Source organism: Streptomyces sp. NPDC006516, assembly GCF_040611875.1.
In the GTDB taxonomy this organism is placed as follows: Bacteria; Actinomycetota; Actinomycetes; order Streptomycetales; family Streptomycetaceae; genus Streptomyces.
This window is the reverse complement of the sequence record NZ_JBEXPD010000007.1, coordinates 314,977-337,863: the sequence shown is the minus strand read 5'-3', so window position 1 is coordinate 337,863 and position 22,887 is coordinate 314,977. Positions and strand designations below refer to the sequence as shown.

Genomic DNA, 22,887 nt, shown 5'->3' with positions numbered 1-22,887 from the left:
GCGTCCGTCGGGCGCCGAGGGGGAGCAAGTCATGAGCCACGACGGCGCACACGGCGCACAGGGGCGCTACGCGGGCGGTTCCGTGGCCGGCGGCCGCTACCAGCTGCGCGACCTGCTCGGCGAAGGCGGGATGGCATCCGTCTACCTCGCCTACGACACGGCCCTCGACCGCCAGGTCGCCATCAAGACGCTGCACACGGAGCTGGGGCGCGAGCAGTCCTTCCGCGAGCGGTTCCGGCGCGAGGCGCAGGCCGTCGCCAAGCTCCAGCACACCAACATCGTCTCGGTGTTCGACACGGGCGAGGACGAGCTCGGCGGCGCGCTGATGCCGTACATCGTCATGGAGTACGTCGAGGGGCAGCCGCTCGGCTCCGTGCTCCAGTCGGACATCCAGCAGTACGGCGCGATGCCCGCCGACAAGGCGCTCAAGGTGACGGCCGATGTGCTGGCCGCCCTGGAGACCAGCCACGAGATGGGCCTGGTCCACCGCGACATCAAGCCCGGCAACGTGATGATGACCAAGCGCGGCGTCGTCAAGGTGATGGACTTCGGCATCGCCCGCGCCATGCAGTCGGGCGTCACGTCGATGACCCAGACCGGCATGGTCGTCGGGACCCCGCAGTACCTCTCCCCCGAGCAGGCGCTCGGCCGCGGTGTCGACGCGCGCTCCGACCTGTACTCGGTCGGCATCATGCTCTTCCAGCTGCTCACGGGACGCATCCCGTTCGACGCGGACTCGCCTCTCGCCATCGCGTACGCGCATGTGCAGGAGGAGCCGGTCGCCCCGTCCAGCATCAACCGTTCGATCACTCCCGCGATGGACGCCCTCGTCGCCCGCGCGCTCAAAAAGAACCCGAACGAGCGCTTCCCCAGCGCCGCGGCGATGCAGGACGAGATCGCACGCGTGCTGAACGCGAGCGGCTCCACGGGCGCACCGGCGATCATCGGTGGCGGCAGCCCGGCGAACAGCGGGGCGGGTGTCGGCTCCGCCGTCTTCCCGCCCGTCGACCAGGGCACGCCAGCGCCGCAGAGCGTGCAGACGCCGTACGCGCCCCACCCCCACCAGCAGCACCAGCCGGGTCCGTACGGCGCGCCCACTCCGGCACCCACGCCGGGCTACGGCTACCCGCAGGCGCCCCAGCCGTACGGAACGCAGGGGCCCCTGGGGCACCAGACGCCGCCTCCGTACACGATGTCCCCCCAGACCACGGGCGGTGCGGGCAGCGGCGGCTCCAAGCGGAACATGCCGGTCCTGGTCGGTGCGATCGTCGTCGCCCTGCTCGCGATCGGCGGTCTGGTCACCTTCCTGAACATGGACGACGACCCGTCCGGCAAGAAGGACGACCCGAGCTCCGGCGAGACCACGGTGGCCGGCGAGCACAAGGCCCCCGAGCGGAACCGGACGATGGAGACGGAGGACTGCACCGACGCCACGGAGGACACGGACGACCCGGCGAAGGTCCAGGCGCCGAGCTTCCTCTACAAGGACATCCTCTCGGTGAAGGAGTGTGCCCTGGCCGCCGGTTGGACGATCAAGGAAGTCGAGGAGCCCGGAAACACGTACGCGGAGGGACAGGTCGTGGACCAGTTCCCGTCCTCCGGCACGGCGGTTTCCGAGGATGGCGCCCACTTCGAGCTGAGGGTCTCCACCGGCGATCCGGCCTGATCGGCAGGTCGGTTCGGGCGACGATCCGGCTTGACCGACGATCCCGTCCGACCGGCAGGCGGACGTGAGCGACGCCCCGGTCCGACCGGCGATCCCGTCTGACCGGCAGCGCGGCTCGGCAGGCAGCGCGGCTTCGGCAGGCAGTGCCGCTTCGGGCTGTGCGGCTTCGGCCGGCCGCTCCGGCCCCGCCGGTGATCCCGTCCGGAGCCGGCTCACCAGTCCGCTTGGTTCAGGACGGGGCGACCGGGCCCTGCGTGCCGCCTCGAAGCTGCTCGACGTCCAACGGTCGGCCGCACCCAGGATGCCGGACAAATTCGGGCATGTGACGCTGATCCCATGCCTCCAGGACTCCTGGCTTCACGGTCGTCACGGTGCGTGATCTGCCTGGTGACGGTGGCCGGAGTCGCGTTCGGCCCCGCCGCCTGGGCGCACGGCGAGGGCGCCAGGGCCGCCTCCCCGCATTCGGCACTGCCGGTGTCCACGCCACATGCCGGCTCACCCTCCCCCGACGCCAGCCCCTCCGCCGCAGGGAGCCCCTCCGCCGGGGAGCCGTCCATGGCCGGCCGACAGGCCGGGGAGGGCCGGGCACGGCCGGGCCGCTCACTGTCACCGCTGGAGCTCGCGCAGTCCGAGGCCGCGGCCGACGAGGTGCCCCCCGAGGCGGATCCCGGTGCGGTACCCCCCTTCACGCCCCCGCCGGGCGCCTTCCCCGAGCCGGGCGAGACCGCTCGGCAGCGGCAGGCACTGGACGAGCCCGCCGTACGACAGGTGCGCGACGTGTCGCTGGGTACCGGAATCACCTTGGTCGGCCTGGGGCTGGCGTTCCTCGCGTTCCGCGTGCGCCGCGCCGACTGACCCCGCGAGAGGGCCCGTAGCCGTTCACGGCCCGGGCCGGCGGAGCTTGCGTCCAACAACATACTGGGTATACATACTCAGTATGTCGATCCGCCACGGGCTGCTGGCCCTCCTGGAGCGAGGGCCTCGGTACGGCTCCCAGCTCCGTACCGAATTCGAGTCCCGCACCGGCTCCACCTGGCCTCTGAACGTCGGGCAGGTCTACACGACGCTCAGTCGCCTGGAACGCGACGGGCTGGTCGCCCAGGACGGCGAGGACGACGCCGGACACGCGCTCTACTCGATCACCGACGGCGGCCGCGACGAGCTGCGCAGCTGGTTCGAGACGCCCGTCGACCGCACCAGCCCTCCACGTGACGAGCTGGCGATCAAGCTCGCGATGGCGGTCGGGGCTCCCGGCGTCGACATCCGGGCCGTCATCCAGGCCCAGCGGAGTCACACACTGAAGGCGATGCAGGACTACACCCGGCTGAAGGCCCAGGCCCTGGCCGACGTACCCACCGACCGCGACGAGGTCGCCTGGCTGCTCGTAGTGGAACAGCTGATCTTCCAGGCCGAGGCCGAGGCCCGCTGGCTGGACCACTGCGAGTCCCGCCTCGTCCGCCTGGCCGCAGCCGCCGCCACCGAGCCGTCGTCCGGATCGGGGCCGGGCGCCGGGCCGGGCGACGGATCGAGCACGGCCTCCGGTCCGGGCGCCGGTCGCGGTGCCTCCCGTACCGGCCGGAGCCGGTCCCGGCTCCGGCGCTGACTCTCCTGGCCGCCCACAGGCTCCGCCTCTCTTCTGCCTCTGCCTCCGCCTCCCGTACGCCATGTCCCGCTCGCCGCCCGTCGTTCCTAGGGGGAACACGCCGCCATGCCCTCGTCCGTCTCCTCCCCGCCCGTCGCCGTGCCCGGGGGCACGCCCGTCCTGGAACTACGGGCGCTCACGCGCACCCACGGCTCCGGCATCGCCGAGGTGCACGCCCTGCGCGGCGTCAGCCTCTCCGTGCGCGCCGGGGAACTCGTGGCCGTCATGGGTCCGTCCGGATCCGGCAAGTCCACCCTCCTGACCCTGGCCGGCGGTCTCGACACCGCGAGCAGCGGCCAGGTCGTCATCGAGGGCCAGGACATCTCCGCGCTCGGCCACAAGGACGTCGCGGCCCTGCGCCGCCGCAGCGTCGGCTATGTGTTCCAGGACTACAACCTGATCCCGGCCCTCACCGCCGCGGAGAACATCGCCCTGCCGCGCGAGCTCGACGGCGTACCCGTGCGCAAGGCCCGCAAGGAGGCCCTCGCAGCGCTGGAGGAGATGCGGCTCTCCGAGATCGCCGACCGTTTCCCCGACGAGATGTCCGGCGGCCAGCAGCAGCGCGTCGCCATCGCACGCGCCCTCATCGGTGACCGGCGTCTGGTCCTGGCCGACGAGCCGACCGGCGCGCTCGACTCCGAGACCGGCGAGGCCGTCCTCGCCCTGCTTCGTGACCGCTGCGACCGGGGCGCGGCCGGAGTCATGGTGACCCACGAACCCCGGTACGCCGCATGGGCCGACCGGGTCGTCTTCCTCAGGGACGGCTCCATCGTCGACCAGACGCTGTCGTCGGGCGCCGACGCGCTGCTGACCGCCGAGGGTGCCCAGTGAGCGTCCTGACGGGGTGGCGGGCCGCCCTCCGGATCGCCCGGCGTGACGCCCTGCGCGCCAAGGGCCGCAGCGCGCTCGTCGTCGCGATGATCGCCCTGCCCGTGCTCGGGGTGACCGCGGCGGACGTCACGTACCGCAGCTCCACGTCCACGACCGCCGAGAAGCTGACGGCGGAGATGGGGGCGGCGGACGCGGTGTTCAGCGCTGCGGGGGCCGGGCGCGTACCGGTGGAGCAGCTGCCGGACCGCACGCTCTGGGAGACCGCGCCCGGGGGGCCGACGCCGCCGGACGGCACCCCGGAGCCTGTCAACATTCGGGGCGCGCTGCCCAAGGGCTCCACGTACCTCACCGAGCAGTCCGTGCCCGCCGCCGTCACCACCCGGCACGGCATCACCGACACCGAGATCGTCGAGCTGCGCACCTCCGACCCCGCCGTGCGCGGCAAGGTCGACCTGGTCGACGGCGCCTACCCGGCCCGCGACGACGAGGTCGTCGCCACCGAGCCCTTCCTGGCGTCCACGGGACTCCACATCGGATCGCGTACGACCCTGCGGGGTCCGGGTCTGACGTACACGATCACCGGCAGCGTGGAGCTGCCCGCCGATCTCGGCAAGAAGGCCCTCTACGCCGATCCGGGCACCGTCGTCGCGCCGTGGAAGAAGGCGGCCCAAGGTGACCCGGGGATCGCACCACCCCGCCCGGGCGAACCGAAGTGGCTGGTCGACGGGCCGGCCGGGTCCGGTATCCGCTGGTCGGAGGTCCTCGTGGCCAACCGGACGGGCCTCCTCGTGCTGTCCCGTCAGGTGGTCCTCGACCCGCCGCCGGACTCCGAGGTCCCCTACGCCACTCACTCCGCCCCGGCCTACGGCGACGGTTCGGCGGAACTCGGCGCCGCGGTCGTGACGGTCGTCGCCATGGCCGTCCTGGAGATCGTGCTGCTGGCCGGCCCGGCCTTCGCCGTCGGCGCCCGGCGCTCGCGTCGGCAACTCGGCCTCCTGGGGGTCTGCGGAGGCGACCGGAGCCAGGTACGCGCGGTGGTCCTGGCCGGAGGCGTGGTGCTCGGGGCCGCGGGTGCGGTGGCCGGTGTGGCCGCGGGCCTCGTGCTCACGGTCCTGTTCCGTCCGCTGATCGAGGGCTGGACCGGAAGCCGGTTCGGGGAGCTGGAGATCAGGCCGTGGGAGGTGCTGGCGATCGCCGTGATCGGCCTCGTCACGGGTGTCCTCGCGGCGCTGGCCCCGGCGGTCGTGGCCGGGCGCCAGTCCGTCCTGGAGTCGCTGACCGGCCGGCGGGGGACGCGGCGGAGCTCCCGTGTCCTGCCGGTCGTGGGCTGTGTGGTCATGGCGGGCGGGGTGGCCGTCGCCGTGTTCGGCGGCACCCAGGGCGATACCACGCTGGTCGCCGGTGGCTCGGTCGTAGCCGAGCTGGGGGTGCTCGCCTGCATCCCGGTCATCGTCGGCTTCCTCGGCCGGCTCGGGGCGCGGCTGCCGCTCTCCCCGCGAATGGCGCTGCGTGACGCCGCCCGCAACCGGGGGCGCACGGCGCCGGCCGTCGCCGCCGTGATGGCGGCGGTCGCGGGCACCGTCGCCATCGCGACGTACACGAGCAGCGTGATGGCTGAGCACACCTACGACCACATCCCCACGCTCACCCCCGGCACCGCCGCGCTCGTGGCCGGCAGTCCGGCGGCCGTCGACCAGCTGGCCCACGCGAGGGCGGCAGCACGACAGCACCTGCCGGTGAGCGGCGGGCGCGCCGATATCGCACGGGTCTGGGCCGGCTCCGACTGCGGGGTCTACTACGAGGAGGAGAACGGCTGCGGCACGCTCACCCTGGTCAAGCCCACCGGCGAGGGCCACAGCTGCCCGCTCCAGGGCACGGGCGCCGGAAGGCTCGCCGAAACGCTCTCCGCCGAGGCGCACCAGAAGCTGATGCGCACCCCCGCCTGCATCGACGAGTACATCAGCGCCGCGGCCTTCTACACGAGCGAGAGTCACATCGTCGTCGGCGACGCCTCATTGCTCGGTTCGTACGTGAAGCTCGACGATCCCTCGGCCGCCGAGGCGCTGGCAGCCGGGACTCCCGTGCTGCTCAACTCCGCCTACGCGCAGAACGGCCAGGTCACCCTGAAGGCCGTGCACAGATACAACCCCCGGGACAAGGAGAACCGGGAGCTGCACCCGGGCAAGGCCAGGACCACGACGGACCGGCTGAAGGTGTACGTCGCACCGGCGGAGTACGCCGCCACACCCGGGATCCGCATGATCCTTCCGCGGAGTACGGCGAAGCGCCTGGGCCTGCACACGGAGGACTACGGCAGCGTCTTCCCCGTGTCGCACACGCCCACGGAAGCGGAGCAGCAGGCGATGTCGGCCGCGTTCGCCCAGGCCGGGGACGGGGTGCACCTCCAGACAGCGGAAGGGCCCCGGTCACGGGACGAGGATGTGATCCTGCTGATCCTCGCCCTGTTCGCGGGAGTGGTGACGGTGGGTGCCGCCGCCATCACCACCGGGCTCGCCAAGGCCGACGCCGAGGCCGACCTCACCACGCTCAGCGCGGTGGGCGCGCCCCCGGGGGTGCGGCGCTCGCTCTCCGGATTCCAGTGCGTGGTGGTGGCGCTCACGGGCGTGCTGCTCGGCACGGCGGCCGGAATCGTACCCGCGGTGGCGCTGCGCCTGGTCGATCTGCGCGAGGCGATGGCTGCCATGCGGGAACAGCCCATGGATTCCGCGTACACCCCTGTCGTGCTGCCCTGGGAGACGATCGGGCTGCTGGCGGTGGTCGTCCCCCTCGTCGCCGGGTTGCTGGCCGCGGCGTTCGCCGGGTCGCGGCAGGCCCTGGCGCGGCGCACGGGGTGACCGGCTGCGGCTGATGGGGCAGCCTGGTCCCCCCGGTAAGGGGTGATCACCCCTTACCGGGGGCACCACCATGTGGTGAGGCCCGTGTGCGAGACAATGGCCTCATGGAGATGCCGAGGAATGAACGGTCGCAGGAGCACCCCCAAGTCCTCGTAGTGGGGCAGGACGGAATGGCTATCGGCGGCGGTGGCGGTGACGACGACTCGCGCGAGGTCCCGGTGACGGAGATGGTCGAACAGCCCGCGAAGGTCATGCGCATCGGCAGCATGATCAAGCAGCTTCTCGAGGAGGTCAGGGCGGCACCTCTCGACGAGGCGAGCCGCGTCCGCCTCAAGGAGATCCACGCGAGTTCGGTGAAGGAGCTGGAGGACGGCCTGGCTCCCGAGCTCGTGCAGGAGCTGGAGCGGCTCTCGCTGCCGTTCACCGAGGAGTCCGTACCCTCCGAGGCCGAGCTGAGGATCGCTCAGGCCCAGTTGGTCGGATGGCTGGAGGGGCTCTTCCACGGAATCCAGACGGCTCTCTTCGCCCAGCAGATGGCGGCCCGCGCACAGCTGGAGCAGATGCGCCGGGCCCTCCCTCCGGGCGTCGGCCATGAGGACGAGGAAGGTGCGGTGGATCCGCACGGACCGGCTCGCTCCGGCCCCTACCTGTAGGGCCTGAGCCACCGACCGCCGTCTCACCACAGGAGCCCGGCACACATCGCGTGTGCCGGGCCCCTGTGCGGTCGTGGGGACGGTCAGGCCTCGGCCGGGCGGGCGGGCTGCCCCTGCTGCTTCCGCCGCTCGGGCCACTCTGTTGCAAGCCTTCGGTGCCAGGCCGCCGGGTGTCAGGCCTTCGGGCGTCAGGCTTTTGTCAGGCCTCGGGCGTCAGGCCTTCGGCGCGATGAGGAGGATCTTGCCGATGTGGCTGCTGGACTCCATCACCCGGTGAGCTTCGCCCGCCTCCGCCATCGGCATCGTGCGGTCCACGATCGGCCGGACGACGCCACCGGCGATCAGCGGCCAGACGTGCTCCCGTACCGCTGCGATGATCGCGGTCTTCTCCGCGAGCGGGCGGGCGCGCAGCGACGTGGCCATGACCGCAGCGCGCTTGCTGAGCAGGGCGCTCAGATTCAGTTCGCCCTTCACTCCGCCCTGGAGTCCGATGATCGCCAGCCGGCCGTTCACGGCCAGGGCCCGCACGTTCCGGTCCAGATACTTGGCTCCGACGATGTCGAGGATGACGTCCGCACCGGCGCCGTCCGTCGCCTGGCGCAGCTCCTCCACGAAGTCCTGCTCGCGGTAGTCGATGAGGATGTCCGCGCCGAGTTCCTGGCAGCGCGCCAGCTTCTCCGGGCCACCCGCCGTCACCGCGACGCGGGCTCCGACGGCCTTGGCGAGCTGGATCGCCATCGTGCCGATGCCACTGGAACCGCCGTGGATGAGGACGGTCTCACCGGGGCGCAGATGGGCCACCATGAAGACGTTCGACCAGACCGTCGCCGCCACCTCGGGCAGCGCGGCGGCGTCCGCCAGATCCACACCCTCGGGTACGGGCAGGAGCTGGCCGGCCGGTACGGCGACCTTCTCCGCGTAGCCGCCACCTGCCAGCAGCCCGCACACCTCGTCGCCCACCGACCACCCGGTCACCCCGGGGCCGAGCCCGGTGATCCGGCCCGCGCACTCCAGACCCGGGTAGGGCGAGGCGCCGGGCGGCGGGTTGTAGAAGCCCTGCCGCTGGAGGACGTCGGCACGGTTGACCGCGCTGGACACGACCTCGACGAGGACTTCGCCCTCGCCTGGTACGGGATCGGGGACCTCGGCCCATACGAGCGCTTCGGGTCCGCCTGGTTCGGGGATCGTGATCGCATACATGGCCGCGAGGCTACTCCGTGCGGGCTCCAGGACGAGGGCGGACCTGCCCGCGCCACCGCTTCGCCCCTGAACCAGGGGCGCCGAAGGACCTGCACACGCCGCCGCCCGTCGCGGAACCGGGGCGCGAGACCCTAGTGGCGCTGATTGGGGCCCTGAGGGAGCCCTGTCGGCGACGGGTGGAACGGTGAGGCACGCACGATCGTGATCACCCGGTCCGTCAGCTGCAGGGGGCTGGCCGCCGGATCGTCGTAACCGAGCAGCCGGTGGCCACGCAACACGCTGACCACGAGATCGTCGGTCTCCCGGACGTTCTTGCCCACCTCGGCCTTTATGACCGGCCGTTCGACGAGGTCGAGCCCACTGCCCTGCTGGATCAGATCCTCCATCACCGTGCCCGCGCTCGGGCTGAGGACGGAGAGACCCAGGAGTCGGCCCGCCGCACTCGCACTGGTGATGACGGCGTCCGCTCCGGACTGCCGCAGCAGGGGCGCGTTCTCCTCCTCGCGTACGGCCGCCACGATCTTGGCGCCCTTGTTGAGCTGCCGCGCGGTCAGTGCCACCAGTACGGCGGTGTCGTCGCGTTGGGTGGCGATGATGATCTGACGGGCCTTCTGTACCTCGGCGCGCAACAGCACGTCACTGCGCGTCGCATCTCCCAGTACACCCACGAAGCCTTCGGCATTGGCTGCTTCGATCACTTTGCCGGCCGGATCGACGATGACGATCTGTTCCTTCTTCAGACCCGTCGCGCAGAGCGTCTGAATCGCCGAACGGCCCTTCGTGCCGAAGCCGACGACAACGGTGTGTTCACGCAAGTTGGTTCTCCAACGGTTCAGCCGGAAGTCCTCCCGGGTCCGTTCCGTCAGGACCTCGAGGGTGGTGCCGACCAGGATGATCAGGAAGAGCACGCGCAGTGGCGTCACCAGCACCACGTTGACGAGCCGGGCCGCGTCACTCTGCGGGACGATGTCGCCGTAACCGGTCGTCGAAAGGGTCACCGTCGCGTAGTAGACGGCGTCGAGGAAGTCGACCTTCTCGTCGGCGTTGTCGTGGTACCCGTCCCGGTCGGCCCAGACGATGAAGACCGTGGCGGCCAGCACCGTGAGAGCCATGACAAGTCGCTTGGCCACCTGGCGCAACGGTCTGTCGACCACCCTGCGCGGCAGCAGCACCCGGGTGGGTACGACGTTCTCGTCTGCGCGCCTGGCCATCGCATCGTGGCCGGGAAGTTTCACGTGAAACACCCTTCCGTCCACGGCGTCGCCGAGGCCCACGGTAGATCGAGGATCTCCACCTCGGTGCCGGACCGTACCCCGCCGGGCGGCACAACGGCCAGCCCGTCGGCGGCGGCGATCCCACGAAGCATTGCGGGGCCGTTGTAATGCAAGGGCACAACCTTGTCGTCTCGGTGGACTACAGGGACGAGTCGCGTGTCGTGCGGATGTCCGTGCACCTCTTCATGGACGGGCGTGCGATACGGGTTCTGGGCAGCCCGGCCTGCGAGCCCTCTGAGCAGAGGTTCCGCCAGCGTGAGCAGCCCGGAGACCGCGGCCAGCGGATTACCCGGCAGGCCCACCAGACAGGGGCCGCCCCCGGCGAGCCTGGCCAGGAGCATCGGGTGGCCGGGGCGTACGGCCACGCCGTCGACCAGCAGCTCGGCTCCGATCCTCGCCAGAACCGGGTGGACATGGTCCACCGGGCCGGCGGCGGTCCCGCCCGTGGTGAGGATGAGGTCGGCGTCGGAAGAGACCAGGGCGTCGTGGAGCGCACCGGCATCATCTCCGAGGCGCCTGGGTTCGGCGACCTCCGCACCCAGGGCCTGAAGCCAGGGGCCGAGCATGGGGCCGAGCGCATCGCGGATCAGCCCTTCGCGCGGCAGCCCCGCCGTGAGCAGCTCGTCCCCGAGAACGAAAATGTCCACGCGGGGGCGCGGGACGACGACGAGCCCGTCGTATCCCGCGGCAGCCGCCAGCCCGAGCACGGGCGGGGTCACCACCGTCCCGACGGGCAGCAACTCGTCACCGGAACGGCACTCCTGGGCCCGGGGTCGGATGTCCTGCCCCGGGAACACCTCACGCGTCGCGTGCAGCAACCCTCTGATCTCGTCGAAGTGCGCGTGCTCGCTGCGGAGCACGGCGGTCGCCTCCGCCGGGATGCGGGCACCCGTGGCGATCCGCAGCGCTTCCCCGTCCGGCAGCGGTTCCACGGCGCCACGCCCGGCGAGCAGGCCTTCGGCTTGCGCTACGGTCCATGGCCCCGGCCCGGCGACGACCCAGCCGTCCATGGCCGAGGTGTCGAAAGAGGGAAGGTCGGTGAGAGCTACGACCGCCTCAGCCAGCACATGCCCGAGGGAACGGTTCAGGGGAAGCCGATGGGCTGCGAGGGGCGCCTCGCGGCCGATGGCACCAGCCAGGACGCGCGCGCGGGCCCAGGGCGTGGCCGCGGTGCGATGGGAGTGCGTGGAGGAGGCAGAACCACCGGCCGGCGACGGCGGCTCGGGGGTGCGGTGGGCACGAGCGGGGCGGTGGGTACGGCGATTGTCGGGGGTGCCGGAGGTACCGAGCATGCCGGGATCACCGGGAGTGAGGGTGGGAGTGCCGGGGGCGCCGGGAGTGGGAGTGCCGGGGGCGCCGGAGGCCTCGCAGCCGTGAGCAGCAGGCTCAGGAGTCGCCGAGCCCTGGGGCGCAGAACCGGAAGCCCCGGGATCGGAAGACGCGGGGCTGGTCGGCGCGGGGCGTGAGGTCACGGGAGGACCCTGGGTTGCCGGGCCGGAGTAGTCGGGGCCAGGAGACGCGGGACCTGGTGTCCCCGCACCGGAGGACACGGGGCCTGGGGGAGTGCTCATGCGCACGCCCGAGTCCCGTGGCGTGGGCGAAGAGGCCGGACTTGCCGTTCCAGGCCGGTCCGGCATGGAACGAGCGGTCTGCGGCTGGCGCCCGACCAGAGCCAATGCCTGTTCGACTGCGCGCTCCTCCTCAGCCGCCCGCTCCGCCTCGGTGGCACGCCGAACCTCGGCCGCAGCTGCCGCTGCCTGGGCCTCGCCTCCGTGAGCCGTCATGGCGTTCCGGGTCCGCTGCCCGCCCCCGTTTCCTCCTCCCACCGGAGTGCGAGGGCCGTGGCCTTGCGAGAGGCGTCCGCCACTGCCTCGGCTGCGGCCTCCGGGCTCAGGCCGCTGCTTGCCTTCGCCGCGGCGTACCCCACCAGGAAAGTGGTCAGCGGCGCGGCAGGCCTGGCGACACCGTGGGCGGCATCACGGGCGAGGTCGAGCAGGACGCCGGTGTCGACGTCGAGTTCGATGCCCAGTTCGGTCTTGACTGCGGTGATCCATTCGTCCAGCACGGTCCCATGCTCCCTGATCCGCGCCCTGGCGGCACCAATGTCTTCCCAGGTGTCGCAGTCGAACGAAGCAAGTGGCCCCGCCTCGACCCGGGCCAGGTCCAGTTCGGCCGTGAGCAATCGCAGCGGAAGGCCGGCCAGGCTGCCGTGCTCGGTGGCCAGAAGGGCCAGCTCGCGGCGCAGCGGCTCGGCTCGGTACGCCGCCACCAGCGGTTGGTCCCGACCGTCCGGATCTACGCACAGGGCGCCTTCACGGCCTTCGGCCCGGCTCGCCTCCAGCAACGAGCGGACGGTCGCCTCGCCGAGGAACGGCAGATCCGCGGACAGCACCAGCACGCTCTCCGCACGCGTGTGCCGGACCCCGGCCCCGAGAGCGGCCAACGGGCCACCGCCCTGCGGCACTTCTCGCGTCCAGGAGACCGGCCGCGCCGTGGGTCTGCGCCCACCGACCACCACGGTGGATCCGGCGTCGGCACACACGGCGAGCACCCGGTCGAGCAGCGCCCGGCCACCCACCCGGAGCCCTGGCTTGTCGGCTCCCCCGAGGCGTTTCGCGGCCCCACCGGCCAGAACGATGGCGTCATACGCGGTCATGCCCCGAGTATGCGGGCCTTCCGCTCACGACGGTCCCCTGGGGACCGAAGTCACGGACCGGGCCCGTGCCCGTTCTGACCGGACGGAACTGCCGCCCGGGCCCCTGCCCGAGGCCGAGGGAACGGCCCTGCCCCGCATCCTTCGCCGCAGCGTTGCCCCCCGCGCCGGTCTCATTGGCCGTCGCCGCCCCGTGCCCAACGCCGACCCGCCTCCGTCACAGGGAGCGCAACAACACCGCCGGTTGCTCCACGCAGTCGGCCACGTACCGCAGGAAGCCACCCGCCGTGCCGCCGTCACAGACCCGGTGATCGAAGGTGAGCGAGAGCTGGACGACCTGGCGGACCGCCAGCTCGCCCTCGTGCACCCATGGCTTGGCCACGATCCGCCCGACGCCGAGCATGGCCGCCTCCGGGTGGTTGATGATCGGCGTCGAACCGTCCACGCCGAACACCCCGTAGTTGTTCAGCGTGAACGTCCCGCCCGTGAGCTGCGCCGGGGTCAGCTTCCCCTCGCGCGCCGCCTCGGTCAGCCGGGCGATCTCCGCACCGATCGACTCCGTACTGCGCGTATGCGCGTCCCTGACGACCGGGACGACCAGGCCTCGGTCCGTCTGCGCGGCAAATCCCAGATGCACCCCGGACAGCCGCACGATCTCCCGGGCCTCGGTGTCCACCCGGGAGTTGAGCTCGGGGAAGCGGGCGAGAGCGGCCGTGCAGATACGGGCCAGCAGGGCCAGCACCGACACCTTCGGCTCTGTGACCTTGCCGCCGACGGCGTTCATCGCGGCTCGTGCCGCCATCAGTTCGGTTGCGTCGGCGTCCACCCAGCAGGTGGCGTCCGGAATCTCCCGCCGGCTGCGCGCCAGCTTCTCCGCGACAGCCCCCCGCACCCCGCGCAGCGGGATGCGCTCCTCCGTCATGTCCCGCACCTGCCCGGCCACCGGTACCGCTTCGGCCGGTGCCGCCCCGGCCGTACGCTCCTCGTCCGTGGCACTGATCGCGGACTCCACGTCGGTACGCAGAATCAGCCCGTCCCGTCCCGTGCCGACGATCTGCCGGAGGTCGAGACCGTGTTGACGTGCCAGCTTCCGCACCAGCGGGGAGATGACGGCGACCGGACCCGGCGTCACCGCCGTGCCGGGAGCCGAGGCTTGCTCGGGAGCCGCAGTGGGGGCCGTCCTGCCGGACGGCGCGTCCGACGACGTCCCGCCCGGAGACGTCGCTTCACGGGAAGCCGTGCCCGGTGTCGACATCGGCGCGGGCCGTACCCGTCGGCGCCGGGCGACCGGCGCGCCCGTGCCGTACCCGACCAGCACGTTGCCGGACGTCCCGCTGCTCGTATCCGCGTCAGCGCGCGCTCCTGCGACCGTGTCCGCGTCAGAGCGCGCTCGGGTCTCCGGGTCTCCCCTCACCGGCTCGACCGACCCGACCGCCACCGTCAGCAGCGGTGCACCGACCGGCAGCTCCGTGCCCTCCGCCCCGAATCTGGCCGTCACCACGCCCCCGTACGGGCACGGCACCTCGACCATGGCCTTGGCCGTCTCCACCTCGACGACCGGCTGGTCGATCGCCACGACATCGCCGACCTCCACCAGCCAGCGCACGATCTCGGCCTCGGTCAGCCCTTCACCGAGGTCCGGCAGCTTGAATTCGAGCACCTGCGCCATCAGCTCTCGGCCTCCCACTGAAGACGGGCGACCGCGTCGAGCACCCGGTCCACACCCGGCAGATGGTGCCGCTCCTGCATGGGCGGCGGGTAAGGGATGTCGAATCCCGCGACGCGCAGGACCGGCGCCTCCAGATGGTGGAAGCACCGCTCGGTGACCCGTGCCGCGATCTCGCCGCCAGGGCCGCCGAATCCGGACGACTCGTGGACGACCACCGCGCGTCCTGTGCGCCGGACCGAGGCGGTCACTGTCTCGTCGTCGAAGGGCACCAGCGAACGCAGATCGATCACCTCGAGGTCCCAGCCCTCGGCCGTGGCCGCCTCGGCGGCTTCCAGGCACACCGGGAGGGAGGGACCGTAGGTGATGAGGGTCGCGCTGCGGCCGGCACGCCGGACCACGGCCCGTCCGATCGGCTCGACCGCGACCGGCGCGTCCGGCGACCAGTCGGCCTTGGACCAGTAGAGCCGCTTCGGCTCCAGGAAGACCACCGGATCGTCGGAGGCGATCGACTCCCTCAACAGACCGTAGGCGTCCTCGACCGTGGCCGGCATGACGACGTGCAGACCGGGAGTCGCCATGTAGTAGGCCTCCGAGGAGTCGCTGTGGTGCTCGACCCCGCCGATACCGCCGCCGTAGGGCACCCGCACCGTGATCGGCAACGGCATGGCGCCTCCGGTGCGGTTCCGCATCTTGGCGACATGACTGACCAGCTGCTCGAACGCCGGATAGGCGAAGGCGTCGAACTGCATCTCCACGACCGGCCGCAGGCCGTACATCGCCATGCCGACGGCCGCACCGAGGATCCCCGCCTCGGCCAGCGGGGTGTCCGTGCAGCGCTCGTCGCCGAACTCCTTCGCCAGCCCGTCGGTGACACGGAAGACTCCGCCGAGCGTGCCCACGTCCTCGCCGAGGACATGCACCGACGGGTCCTGCGCCATCGCGTCGCGCAAGGCGCGGCCGAGAGCCTGCGCCATCGTGGCGGGCCTGGCGCGGTCCGCCCGACTGCCGGGCGCCGCCGCAACCGTGCTCATCGGCCGCCCTCCGCACCGGTCTCGTCGTGCCCGGCAGCTTCCGCGTCGAGCTCCGTGCGCAGCCGCGCGGCCTGCTCACGAAGCTGCTCGGTCTGCTCTCCGTAGACATGGGTGAACAGGTCCATCGGGTCGAGTACCGGATCCGCGTTCATCTGCTCACGCAGGCCCGCCGCCATCCGCTCCGCCGCTTCCCGCACCTTCTCCACACCGTCCTCGTCCAGCAGCCCTCGCTCGGTCAGTTCCCGTTCGAGAAGGCCGATCGGGTCGTGGGCGCGCCACGTCTCCACCTCGCTGTCGACTCGGTACCGCGTGGCGTCGTCGGCGTTCGTATGGGCGTCCATGCGGTATGTGACCGCTTCGACGAGCGTTGGTCCTTCACCACGCCTGGCCCGCGCCACCGCCTCGCTCAGCACCTGGTGCGTCGCCGCCGCGTCGTTGCCGTCGACCAGCCGTCCCGGCATCCCGTACCCCACGGCCTTGTGCGCGAGGGACGGCGCAGCCGTCTGCTTGGCCAGCGGGACGGAGATCGCGAAGCCGTTGTTCTGCACGAGGAAGACGACCGGCGCCTTCCACACGGCCGCGAAATTCAGTGCTTCGTGGAAGTCGCCCTCACTGGTGCCGCCGTCACCGACCATCGCGAGTGCGACCACGTCGTCGCCCTTGATGCGAGCCGCGTGCGCCAGTCCCACGGCGTGCGGCAGCTGTGTGGCCAGCGGCGTGCAGAGCGGGGCGATGCGGTGTTCACGCGGGTCGTACCCGGTGTGCCGGTCCCCCCGCAGCAAGGTCAGCGCCTGGACCGGGTCCAGACCACGCGCCACCGCGGCAAGGGTGTCGCGATAGCTGGGGAAGAGCCAGTCACGGTCCTCCAGGACGAGCGCCGCCGCGATCTCGCACGCCTCCTGACCGGTGCTGGAGGGGTACACCGCGAGCCTGCCCTGCTTGGTCAGGGCGGTGGCCTGCGCGTTGTACCGTCGGCCGCGCACCAGCTCCGCGTAGAGCCGCAGAAGCAGCTCGGGATCGGCGTCGGCCGCGGCGTCCGTACCGAGCACGCGGTACGGCTCGGGGTCCGGGAGCAGCGGCGCGGGGTCGGTGAGCGGCTTCCAGGCCGGGGGCGGCGTGGGCCGGTAGGCGGCTGCGCCGGGCAGCTCTTGGACCGTCATGACAAGCACCTCCTGGCATCGGGTCGGAACGAGGGGTGTCGATATCTGCGGGGATGTCCGGACGTGGGCGGGCACCGGTGTGGCGTGCCTCACCTACCGATTGTTCGGTCGCGGGCGCAATTTGGCTACAGGCACCTTCAGCCTGTGGACAAACGGTTGTCCACAGCCTGAGATAGAGGCAGGTCGTCCACAACAGGGAGGCGCGGGCAGATGGCAGCTGAACAAATGGCTGACCGTGGCGGGGATCCGGTCCGCACTCCGCCTCCACGCCCGCTGGACTCCACCGACCGCGCGATCCTGCGCATCCTCCAGACGGATGGCCGGGCCTCGATACGGGCGGTCGCCGAACGCGTCCACGTGTCGAGGGCCAACGCCTACTCCAGGATCAACCGCCTCGTCGAGGACGGCGTCATCCGTGGTTTCAGCGCGCGCGTGAACCACGAACGGGCGGGGCAGGCCGCCTCCGCCTACATCACGCTCAAGATCGTCCAGAACTCCTGGCGCACCGTGCGCGAAGAGCTCCAGGCACTGCCGGGCGCCACCCACATCGCGCTGGTCAGCGGCGACTTCGACGTCCTGCTCCTTGTGCACACCCCTGACAACCAGGCGCTGCGCGAGCTGGTCCTGACCCGGATCCAGGCCATACCTGAAGTGCTCTCCACCCGCACCCTGCTGGTGTTCGAGGAGACCGACCTGGGCCCGCGCCCGGACCGCCCCTCCGAGCTCGCCTGAGGCGCCGGGATCAGCCGGCTCGCATGCCCTCGAAGGCGAGCTGCACGACCGTGTCGGCGAGCTGATCCGCCTCCGCGGACCCGCCTGGCTGCGGCCGGTACCACTCGACCAGGGAATTCACCATGCCGAAGAGCAGCCTGGTCGCCAGACGTATGTCCACATCAGCGCGAAGGTCCCCCTCCGCCACCGCCGCCTTGAGCAGATCGGACACCCTCTGGTCGAACTCACGCCGCCGTTCCAGGGCCCAGCGCTCCGTCTTCGTGTTGCCGCGTACGCGCAGCAGCAGCGTGACGTAGGGCAGCTCGTCCATGAGCACCTCGACCGTGCGGCGCGTGACGTACTCGACCCGGGCGATCGCCCGTCCCTGTATCGCCCCCGCCTCGTCGAGGATGCCGAACAGACCGTCGATGGCCCGGCTCACCGCACGCCTGAGCAGCTCCTCCTTGCCCGCCACGTGGTGGTAGATGGAGGACTTGGAGATGCCCGCCGCCTTGGAGAGGTGCTCCATGGACGTGCCGTCGTAACCGCGCTCGTTGAAGACACGGACGGCAACGCCGAGGAGTGTCTCCGGGGTGTACGTGTCCCGCTTGGCCGTGGTCATGAACGCGATCCTCCCCCATGAGTTGTCCACAGGTTCCTTGGGGCCCCTTGTCCCGACCGATCGTTCGGTTACTCTAACTCCGTCCGCACATCCCTGCCCAGCTCGACGAGGAGTTGGTCCGTCATGGCCGCCGCGCTTTCCCCAGAGAAGCTGTCCGACATCCATCGCCCGACGCTCGACCAAGCCCTCGACGCGATCCGCACACGCGCCTACTGGTCCCCCCATCCCGAGCACCCGAAGGCCTACGGCGAGGGCGGGCTGGCCGGCAGCCTCGGAGCCGCGGAGGGCAAGGCCGCGTTCGAGGCCGTCCTCGGAACCCGGCTGGATCTCGGCCAGCCCGGGACCGACGGCTGGACCGGCGGAGAGGTCTCGCCGTACGGGCCGGAGCTCGGCGTCGAGTATCCGCACTGCGATCCGGACGTCCTGCTGCCCGCGATGAGCGCCGGAATGGCGTCCTGGCGCGCGGCGGGGCCCGAGACGAGGGCGCTCGTCTGTCTGGAGATCCTCGCCCGGATCAGCGCCCGTACGCACGAGCTGGCCCACGCCGTGATGCACACGAGCGGGCAGGCGTTCGTCATGGCGTTCCAGGCGGGCGGCCCGCACGCCCAGGACCGTGGCCTGGAAGCGGTGGCGTACGCCTACCAGGAGCAGACCCGCACCCCGCAGTCCGCCGACTGGTCGAAGCCGCAGGGCAAGCGCGATCCACTCCAGCTGCGTAAGTCGTTCACGGCGGCAGGGCGGGGCATCTCGCTCCTGATCGGCTGCAACACCTTCCCCACGTGGAACGGCTACCCGGGGCTCTTCGCCTCGCTCGCGACCGGCAACCCCGTGCTGGTCAAGCCGCATCCCCGGGCGGTCCTGCCGCTGGCGCTCACCGTCCGGCTGGCCCGCGAGGTCCTCTCCGAGGCGGGCTTCGACCCGAATCTGGTCGCGCTGGCGGCCGAACAGCCCGGCGAGGGCATCGCCAAGACCCTTGCGGTACGGCCCGAGGTCAAGATCATCGACTACACGGGTTCCACCGCCTTCGGTGAGTGGCTGGAGGCCAACGCCCGCCAGGCCCAGGTCTACACGGAGAAGGCCGGCGTCAACACAGTCGTCCTCGACTCCACCGACGACTACCGGGGCATGCTCTCCAACCTGGCCTTCTCGCTCTCGCTCTACAGCGGCCAGATGTGCACGACCCCGCAGAACCTGCTCATCCCGCGCGACGGCATCACGACCGACGCGGGGCCCAGGTCCTACGAGGACGTGGTGACGGACATCGCGGAGGCGGTGAACGGCCTCCTCGGCGACGACGCCCGGGCCAACGGCCTGCTGGGTGCCCTGGTCAACCCGGACGTCAAGGCGCGCCTGGACGGGGCCGCGGCCCTCGGTGATGTCGCCCTCGCTTCACGCCCGGTGACGAACCCCGACTTTCCCGACGCCGTCGTGCGCACACCTGTCCTCGTCAAACTGGACGGCTCCAAGCCCGACGACGGCGCTCCCTACCTCTCGGAGTGCTTCGGCCCGGTCGCGTTCGCGGTCGCCGTCGACTCGACCGCCGACGCCCTCGGTCTGCTGCGCCGTACGGTCCGCGAGAAGGGCGCGATGACCGTCGGCGCGTACACCACATCCCCCGAGGTGGAACGCGCGGTCGAGGACGTCTGCTTCGACGAGTCGGCCCAGCTCTCGCTGAACCTCACCGGCGGCGTCTACGTCAACCAGACTGCGGCCTTCTCCGACTTCCACGGGTCCGGCGGCAACCCGGCGGCCAACGCCGCGCTCTGCGACGGGGCGTTCGTCTCCAACCGCTTCCGCGTGGTGGAGGTGCGCCGCCAGGCCTGAGGCGAAGGCTGCCGGCGGGCGGGGACAGACCCGGTGGAGCGGACTTCCGCTCCACCGGTGACCACGCCCGGGCTCCGTCGATCATCGTGCCCGGAGCCTCCGGTCACCGTGCCCGTCGGTCCCCGCCCGTCACGGTGTCCGGGGATCCGGGATGTCCGCGTACCGCTGCACCCAGGCATGCATCGCGATGGCGGCAGCCGCTCCCGCGTTGATCGACCGCGTCGAGCCGAACTGCGCGATCGAGCAAACCACGGCAGCGTGCTTGCGGGCTTCCTCCGTCAGCCCCGGCCCCTCCTGTCCGAACAGGAGCACACACCGGCGCGGCAGTTCCGTGCGCTCCAGAGGTACGGCACCGGGAAGGTTGTCGATCCCGATGATCGGCAGTCCCTCCGCTTCCGCCCAGGCCGTCAGATCAGCCGTGTCGGGGTGGTGACGCACATGCTGGTAGCGGTCGGTGACCATCGCACCGCGGCGGTTCCAGCGGCGGCGCCCCACGATGTGGATCTCCTTCGCGAGAAAGGCGTTGGCTGTGCGCACCACCGAGCCGATGTTGAAGTCGTGGCCCCAGTTCTCGACCGCCACGTGGAAGTCGTGCCGTCGCAGATCGAGGTCGGCGACGATGGCCTCCCGCGTCCAGTACCGGTAGGCGTCACCCACGTTGCGCCGGTCACCCGCCGCGAGGAGCTCGGGGTCGTAGCGCTCCCCCTCGGGCCAGGGCAGCGGGTGCGGCCCCACTCCGACCGGTTCGCCGTATCCGTCGTCGTACTGGACGGGTTCCGCGGACGGATCGGATGCCGCTGTCGCCCTGCGCTCTTCTGTACTGCCGGTCTCGCTGCTCACCTGACGAGCGTATGGCCACGGCCGTCACCGCTGCGCGGGGCCTCCTCCTCGCCGGCCTCCGCCCGCCGCCGGCCCGGGACACGCACCTTGCCCGCCGCACCCGGAAAAAGCCGCTGACGGCCGAGGGTCACCCTCCGTCCGAGCCACACCAGGAAGACCGTCGGCAGGAAGATGGCGTCCGCGGCGATCATCGCCATCGAGAAGAAGGGAAGCCCCAGCAGAACGGCGATCCCGGCGTGCTCACCGATCATGAGGACCAGCAGGACGTTCTTGACCCGCCGGTTGAACAGCGTGAACGGGAAGGCGACCTGCACGATCACCGTGGCATACGTCAGCACCAGGACCGCCAGCGCGCTGGACGCGAGAATGCCGGAGAGCTCAGGCCACGGCGTGAAGTAGTCCAGCTTGAGCGGGTAGTAGAGAGCTGTCCCGTCCTGCCAGCGGGAGCCCTGGATCTTGTACCAGCCGGCGGTCGCGTAGATCAGACAGACCTCGGCCATGATCACGAGCAGTGCGGCGTTGTGGGCGAGGTTGGCCACCACGTCGAAGAGCGCCCGCAGCTCACGGTCCGGCGCGTACCTGTTCACCGCCCACCAGGCTCCGTTCCCCATCCACAGGGCCCACAGGAGGGACGGCAGCCACCAGGTGCCGCCAAGGCCTCCCATCAGCGTGGCGGGCAGGAGGAACGCCCCGAGCACCACCCACAGGACCGGCCCCACGACGTCCCGGGGGCGTCCGACGCCCACGTCCCGGGGGCGTCCGACGCCGTCCGTGTGCCACGCGGCGTTCCGTGCGGCACGACGCGCGTCCAGGGACCACACGCGCGCGCAGCGCGTCAGCATCAGGTAGATCGCCATCAGGTGGATGACGTTGTCGCCACCGTCGCCCATGAAGATGCTGCGGTTCTGCAGGGAGAGCACACCGGCCATGAACAGCACGGAGGTCGCGCGGGTCCGCCAGCCGACCATCAGGAGCGCGGCCGAGATCAGCGTCAGCGCGTAGACGGTCTCGAACCAGATCGTGCTGTCCGACCACATGAGGGCGGTGAAGGCGTCGTTGTTGCTGATGAGCCGACGGGCCATGTCCCAGCGCCACGGGCTGTCGGGGCCGTACAACTCGTGCCGGTGCGGCAGCTCGCGCAGTAGGAACAGCAGATACGTGGCGGAGACACCGATCCGCACCACGGCGCTCTGGTGGGCACCGAGCGGCGAGGCGGTGATGTGCTGGACGGCCTCGGCGAGCGAGCGGCGGCGGGCTCCGGCCCTGTTCCGGAACTGTGTGGATGCGCTCATTTCCCGGCCGGCCCGTCCTGTGACGCGGCTGCTCGATCCGCGCCGGGCGTATCCGGGAGATCGGAGGGCGTGACGGTCCACCACGGGAGTACCCGGTAGTCCGGCCGGGTGCTGATCTTCTCGTCGCTCCACGCAGGAGCCCCGACGGACCGGACGGCGGACCGCACCTGGATGCGCTCGACCGTGCCGCCGTGATCGCCTTCGAGGAGGCGCAGCATCACGATGCGGCGGATGTAGCGCTCGGACAGCTCTCCGCGCAGGCCGTTGGGACGGTTCTCTCCGTCGTGCGAGCCCGTGTAGAAGTCCCAGGCGCGTCGGAGTGCGTTCTGGTCCACATGGCTGGGGAGCAGGTTCCCGCGTATCGCCTCGCCGTCCTGCTGCGACAGATTGATCCATCGAGTGGTGGTGCGACCCTCGGCCCCCCACACCTCGGCGCGGGCGTGGACGGCGATGTTCTGCTGAAGCGGATTGGGAGCGAAGAGCTTCCAGTTCTGCTCGAACTCGGGGTAGACCCAGTCGTCCACCACCTCGCCGTGCTGCTTCGTCAGCGTGTTGGACGGCGCGACGTGCAGAAAGATCACGGCCAGATGGCCTACGGCCAGGAGCCCTATGACGGACAGCGCCAGCGCCGCGACCACCTGGTACGGAAGCGACAGAGCCGCCATGCCGCCACCCGGGAGGAAGGCCGGGCCGTGCCCTTCCGCGGTGCCCGGCGGCGTCTCGGCGGCCGGAGGGCCCGGAGCGTCGGTCCGGGCATTCGGTATGCCTGCGGGCGCGGCCCTCCCGTCCTGATCGGCGTACGGGCTGCTCGTCACGCTTGGCCAGGCGGTTTTCTCGTTTTCGGTGCGCCCACCGCGGTCCGCGTCCATCCCGCCCCGATCGCCTTCGATCACCGCTCAGTTATCCACAGGGTTGACACCCTACGGGCCTGCGACCCACCATTGAAGTCAAGGAACCGAACGAT

General features: G+C 71.2%; 19 protein-coding genes. 8 read left to right on the top strand and 11 right to left on the bottom strand.

Annotation, left to right across the window (positions count from 1 at the left end; genetic code table 11):
• The first annotated feature begins 31 nt into the window (after nucleotides 1-31).
• From ABZY45_RS21520 to ABZY45_RS21495, 6 genes are all read left to right on the top strand, one after another.
• Nucleotides 32-1,666, top strand: a complete 1,635-nt coding sequence (locus ABZY45_RS21520) for a protein kinase (RefSeq protein WP_356742051.1) — start codon at nucleotides 32-34, stop codon at nucleotides 1,664-1,666.
• Between the two features lie 555 nt (nucleotides 1,667-2,221).
• Nucleotides 2,222-2,521: a hypothetical protein gene (locus tag ABZY45_RS21515; RefSeq protein WP_356742050.1), complete on the top strand. Its 300-nt coding sequence runs from the start codon at nucleotides 2,222-2,224 to the stop codon at nucleotides 2,519-2,521.
• A gap of 82 nt (nucleotides 2,522-2,603) precedes the next feature.
• On the top strand, nucleotides 2,604-3,269 hold the full coding sequence (locus tag ABZY45_RS21510; protein WP_356742049.1) for a PadR family transcriptional regulator: 666 nt from the start codon (nucleotides 2,604-2,606) through the stop codon (nucleotides 3,267-3,269).
• A 105-nt stretch (nucleotides 3,270-3,374) separates the two neighbouring features.
• On the top strand, nucleotides 3,375-4,139 hold the full coding sequence (locus tag ABZY45_RS21505; protein ID WP_356742047.1) for an ABC transporter ATP-binding protein: 765 nt from the start codon (nucleotides 3,375-3,377) through the stop codon (nucleotides 4,137-4,139).
• A complete protein-coding gene (locus ABZY45_RS21500; RefSeq protein WP_356742046.1) occupies nucleotides 4,136-6,994 on the top strand; it encodes an FtsX-like permease family protein in 2,859 nt (952 codons plus the stop codon). The genes ABZY45_RS21505 and ABZY45_RS21500 overlap by 4 nt, the downstream gene beginning before the upstream one ends.
• 104 nt (nucleotides 6,995-7,098) lie before the next feature.
• Nucleotides 7,099-7,647 (top strand): bacterial proteasome activator family protein, encoded by a 549-nt coding sequence (locus ABZY45_RS21495; RefSeq protein WP_356742044.1) that lies wholly within the window; start codon nucleotides 7,099-7,101, stop codon nucleotides 7,645-7,647.
• Between the two features lie 213 nt (nucleotides 7,648-7,860).
• Here ABZY45_RS21495 and ABZY45_RS21490 read toward each other — a convergent pair whose 3' ends face one another.
• From ABZY45_RS21490 to pdhA, 7 genes are all read right to left on the bottom strand, one after another.
• A complete protein-coding gene (locus ABZY45_RS21490; protein WP_356742042.1) occupies nucleotides 7,861-8,847 on the bottom strand; it encodes an NAD(P)H-quinone oxidoreductase in 987 nt (328 codons plus the stop codon).
• A gap of 131 nt (nucleotides 8,848-8,978) precedes the next feature.
• Nucleotides 8,979-10,121: a potassium channel family protein gene (locus ABZY45_RS21485; protein ID WP_356742040.1), complete on the bottom strand. Its 1,143-nt coding sequence runs from the start codon at nucleotides 10,119-10,121 to the stop codon at nucleotides 8,979-8,981.
• A complete protein-coding gene (locus tag ABZY45_RS21480) occupies nucleotides 10,079-11,692 on the bottom strand; it encodes a molybdopterin-binding protein (protein ID WP_356742038.1) in 1,614 nt (537 codons plus the stop codon). Before ABZY45_RS21480 ends, ABZY45_RS21485 begins: the two co-directional genes overlap by 43 nt.
• Nucleotides 11,693-11,901: 209 nt before the next feature.
• Nucleotides 11,902-12,777 (bottom strand): NTP transferase domain-containing protein, encoded by an 876-nt coding sequence (locus ABZY45_RS21475; protein ID WP_356742036.1) that lies wholly within the window; start codon nucleotides 12,775-12,777, stop codon nucleotides 11,902-11,904.
• A 214-nt stretch (nucleotides 12,778-12,991) separates the two neighbouring features.
• Nucleotides 12,992-14,443: a dihydrolipoamide acetyltransferase family protein gene (locus tag ABZY45_RS21470; protein ID WP_356742035.1), complete on the bottom strand. Its 1,452-nt coding sequence runs from the start codon at nucleotides 14,441-14,443 to the stop codon at nucleotides 12,992-12,994.
• On the bottom strand, nucleotides 14,443-15,474 hold the full coding sequence (locus tag ABZY45_RS21465) for an alpha-ketoacid dehydrogenase subunit beta (RefSeq protein ID WP_356742034.1): 1,032 nt from the start codon (nucleotides 15,472-15,474) through the stop codon (nucleotides 14,443-14,445). The genes ABZY45_RS21470 and ABZY45_RS21465 overlap by 1 nt, the downstream gene beginning before the upstream one ends.
• Complete coding sequence (gene pdhA, locus ABZY45_RS21460) at nucleotides 15,471-16,634, bottom strand: pyruvate dehydrogenase (acetyl-transferring) E1 component subunit alpha (RefSeq protein ID WP_356742033.1); 1,164 nt, start codon at nucleotides 16,632-16,634, stop codon at nucleotides 15,471-15,473. Before pdhA ends, ABZY45_RS21465 begins: the two co-directional genes overlap by 4 nt.
• A gap of 210 nt (nucleotides 16,635-16,844) precedes the next feature.
• Between pdhA and ABZY45_RS21455 the strand changes: the two genes are divergently transcribed.
• Nucleotides 16,845-17,366, top strand: coding sequence for an Lrp/AsnC family transcriptional regulator (locus ABZY45_RS21455; protein WP_356742031.1), 522 nt, complete (start codon nucleotides 16,845-16,847; stop codon nucleotides 17,364-17,366).
• 10 nt (nucleotides 17,367-17,376) lie between these two features.
• On the opposite strand, the gene ABZY45_RS21450 is transcribed toward ABZY45_RS21455, so the two are convergent.
• On the bottom strand, nucleotides 17,377-17,967 hold the full coding sequence (locus tag ABZY45_RS21450; RefSeq protein ID WP_356742030.1) for a TetR/AcrR family transcriptional regulator: 591 nt from the start codon (nucleotides 17,965-17,967) through the stop codon (nucleotides 17,377-17,379).
• Nucleotides 17,968-18,090: 123 nt separating this feature from the next.
• On the opposite strand from ABZY45_RS21450, the gene paaN reads away from it, so the two are divergent.
• Nucleotides 18,091-19,791, top strand: coding sequence for a phenylacetic acid degradation protein PaaN (gene paaN / locus ABZY45_RS21445; RefSeq protein ID WP_356742029.1), 1,701 nt, complete (start codon nucleotides 18,091-18,093; stop codon nucleotides 19,789-19,791).
• A 129-nt stretch (nucleotides 19,792-19,920) separates the two neighbouring features.
• On the opposite strand, the gene ABZY45_RS21440 is transcribed toward paaN, so the two are convergent.
• Genes ABZY45_RS21440 through ABZY45_RS21430 form a run of 3 tightly spaced genes read right to left on the bottom strand, consistent with a single transcriptional unit; the run spans nucleotide 19,921 to nucleotide 22,792 of the window.
• A complete protein-coding gene (locus ABZY45_RS21440) occupies nucleotides 19,921-20,631 on the bottom strand; it encodes a TrmH family RNA methyltransferase (RefSeq protein ID WP_356742027.1) in 711 nt (236 codons plus the stop codon).
• Nucleotides 20,628-21,923, bottom strand: coding sequence for an HTTM domain-containing protein (locus ABZY45_RS21435; RefSeq protein ID WP_356742026.1), 1,296 nt, complete (start codon nucleotides 21,921-21,923; stop codon nucleotides 20,628-20,630). The genes ABZY45_RS21440 and ABZY45_RS21435 overlap by 4 nt, the downstream gene beginning before the upstream one ends.
• Nucleotides 21,920-22,792 (bottom strand): DUF5819 family protein, encoded by an 873-nt coding sequence (locus ABZY45_RS21430; protein ID WP_356742024.1) that lies wholly within the window; start codon nucleotides 22,790-22,792, stop codon nucleotides 21,920-21,922. Before ABZY45_RS21430 ends, ABZY45_RS21435 begins: the two co-directional genes overlap by 4 nt.
• Nucleotides 22,793-22,887 lie beyond the last annotated feature (95 nt).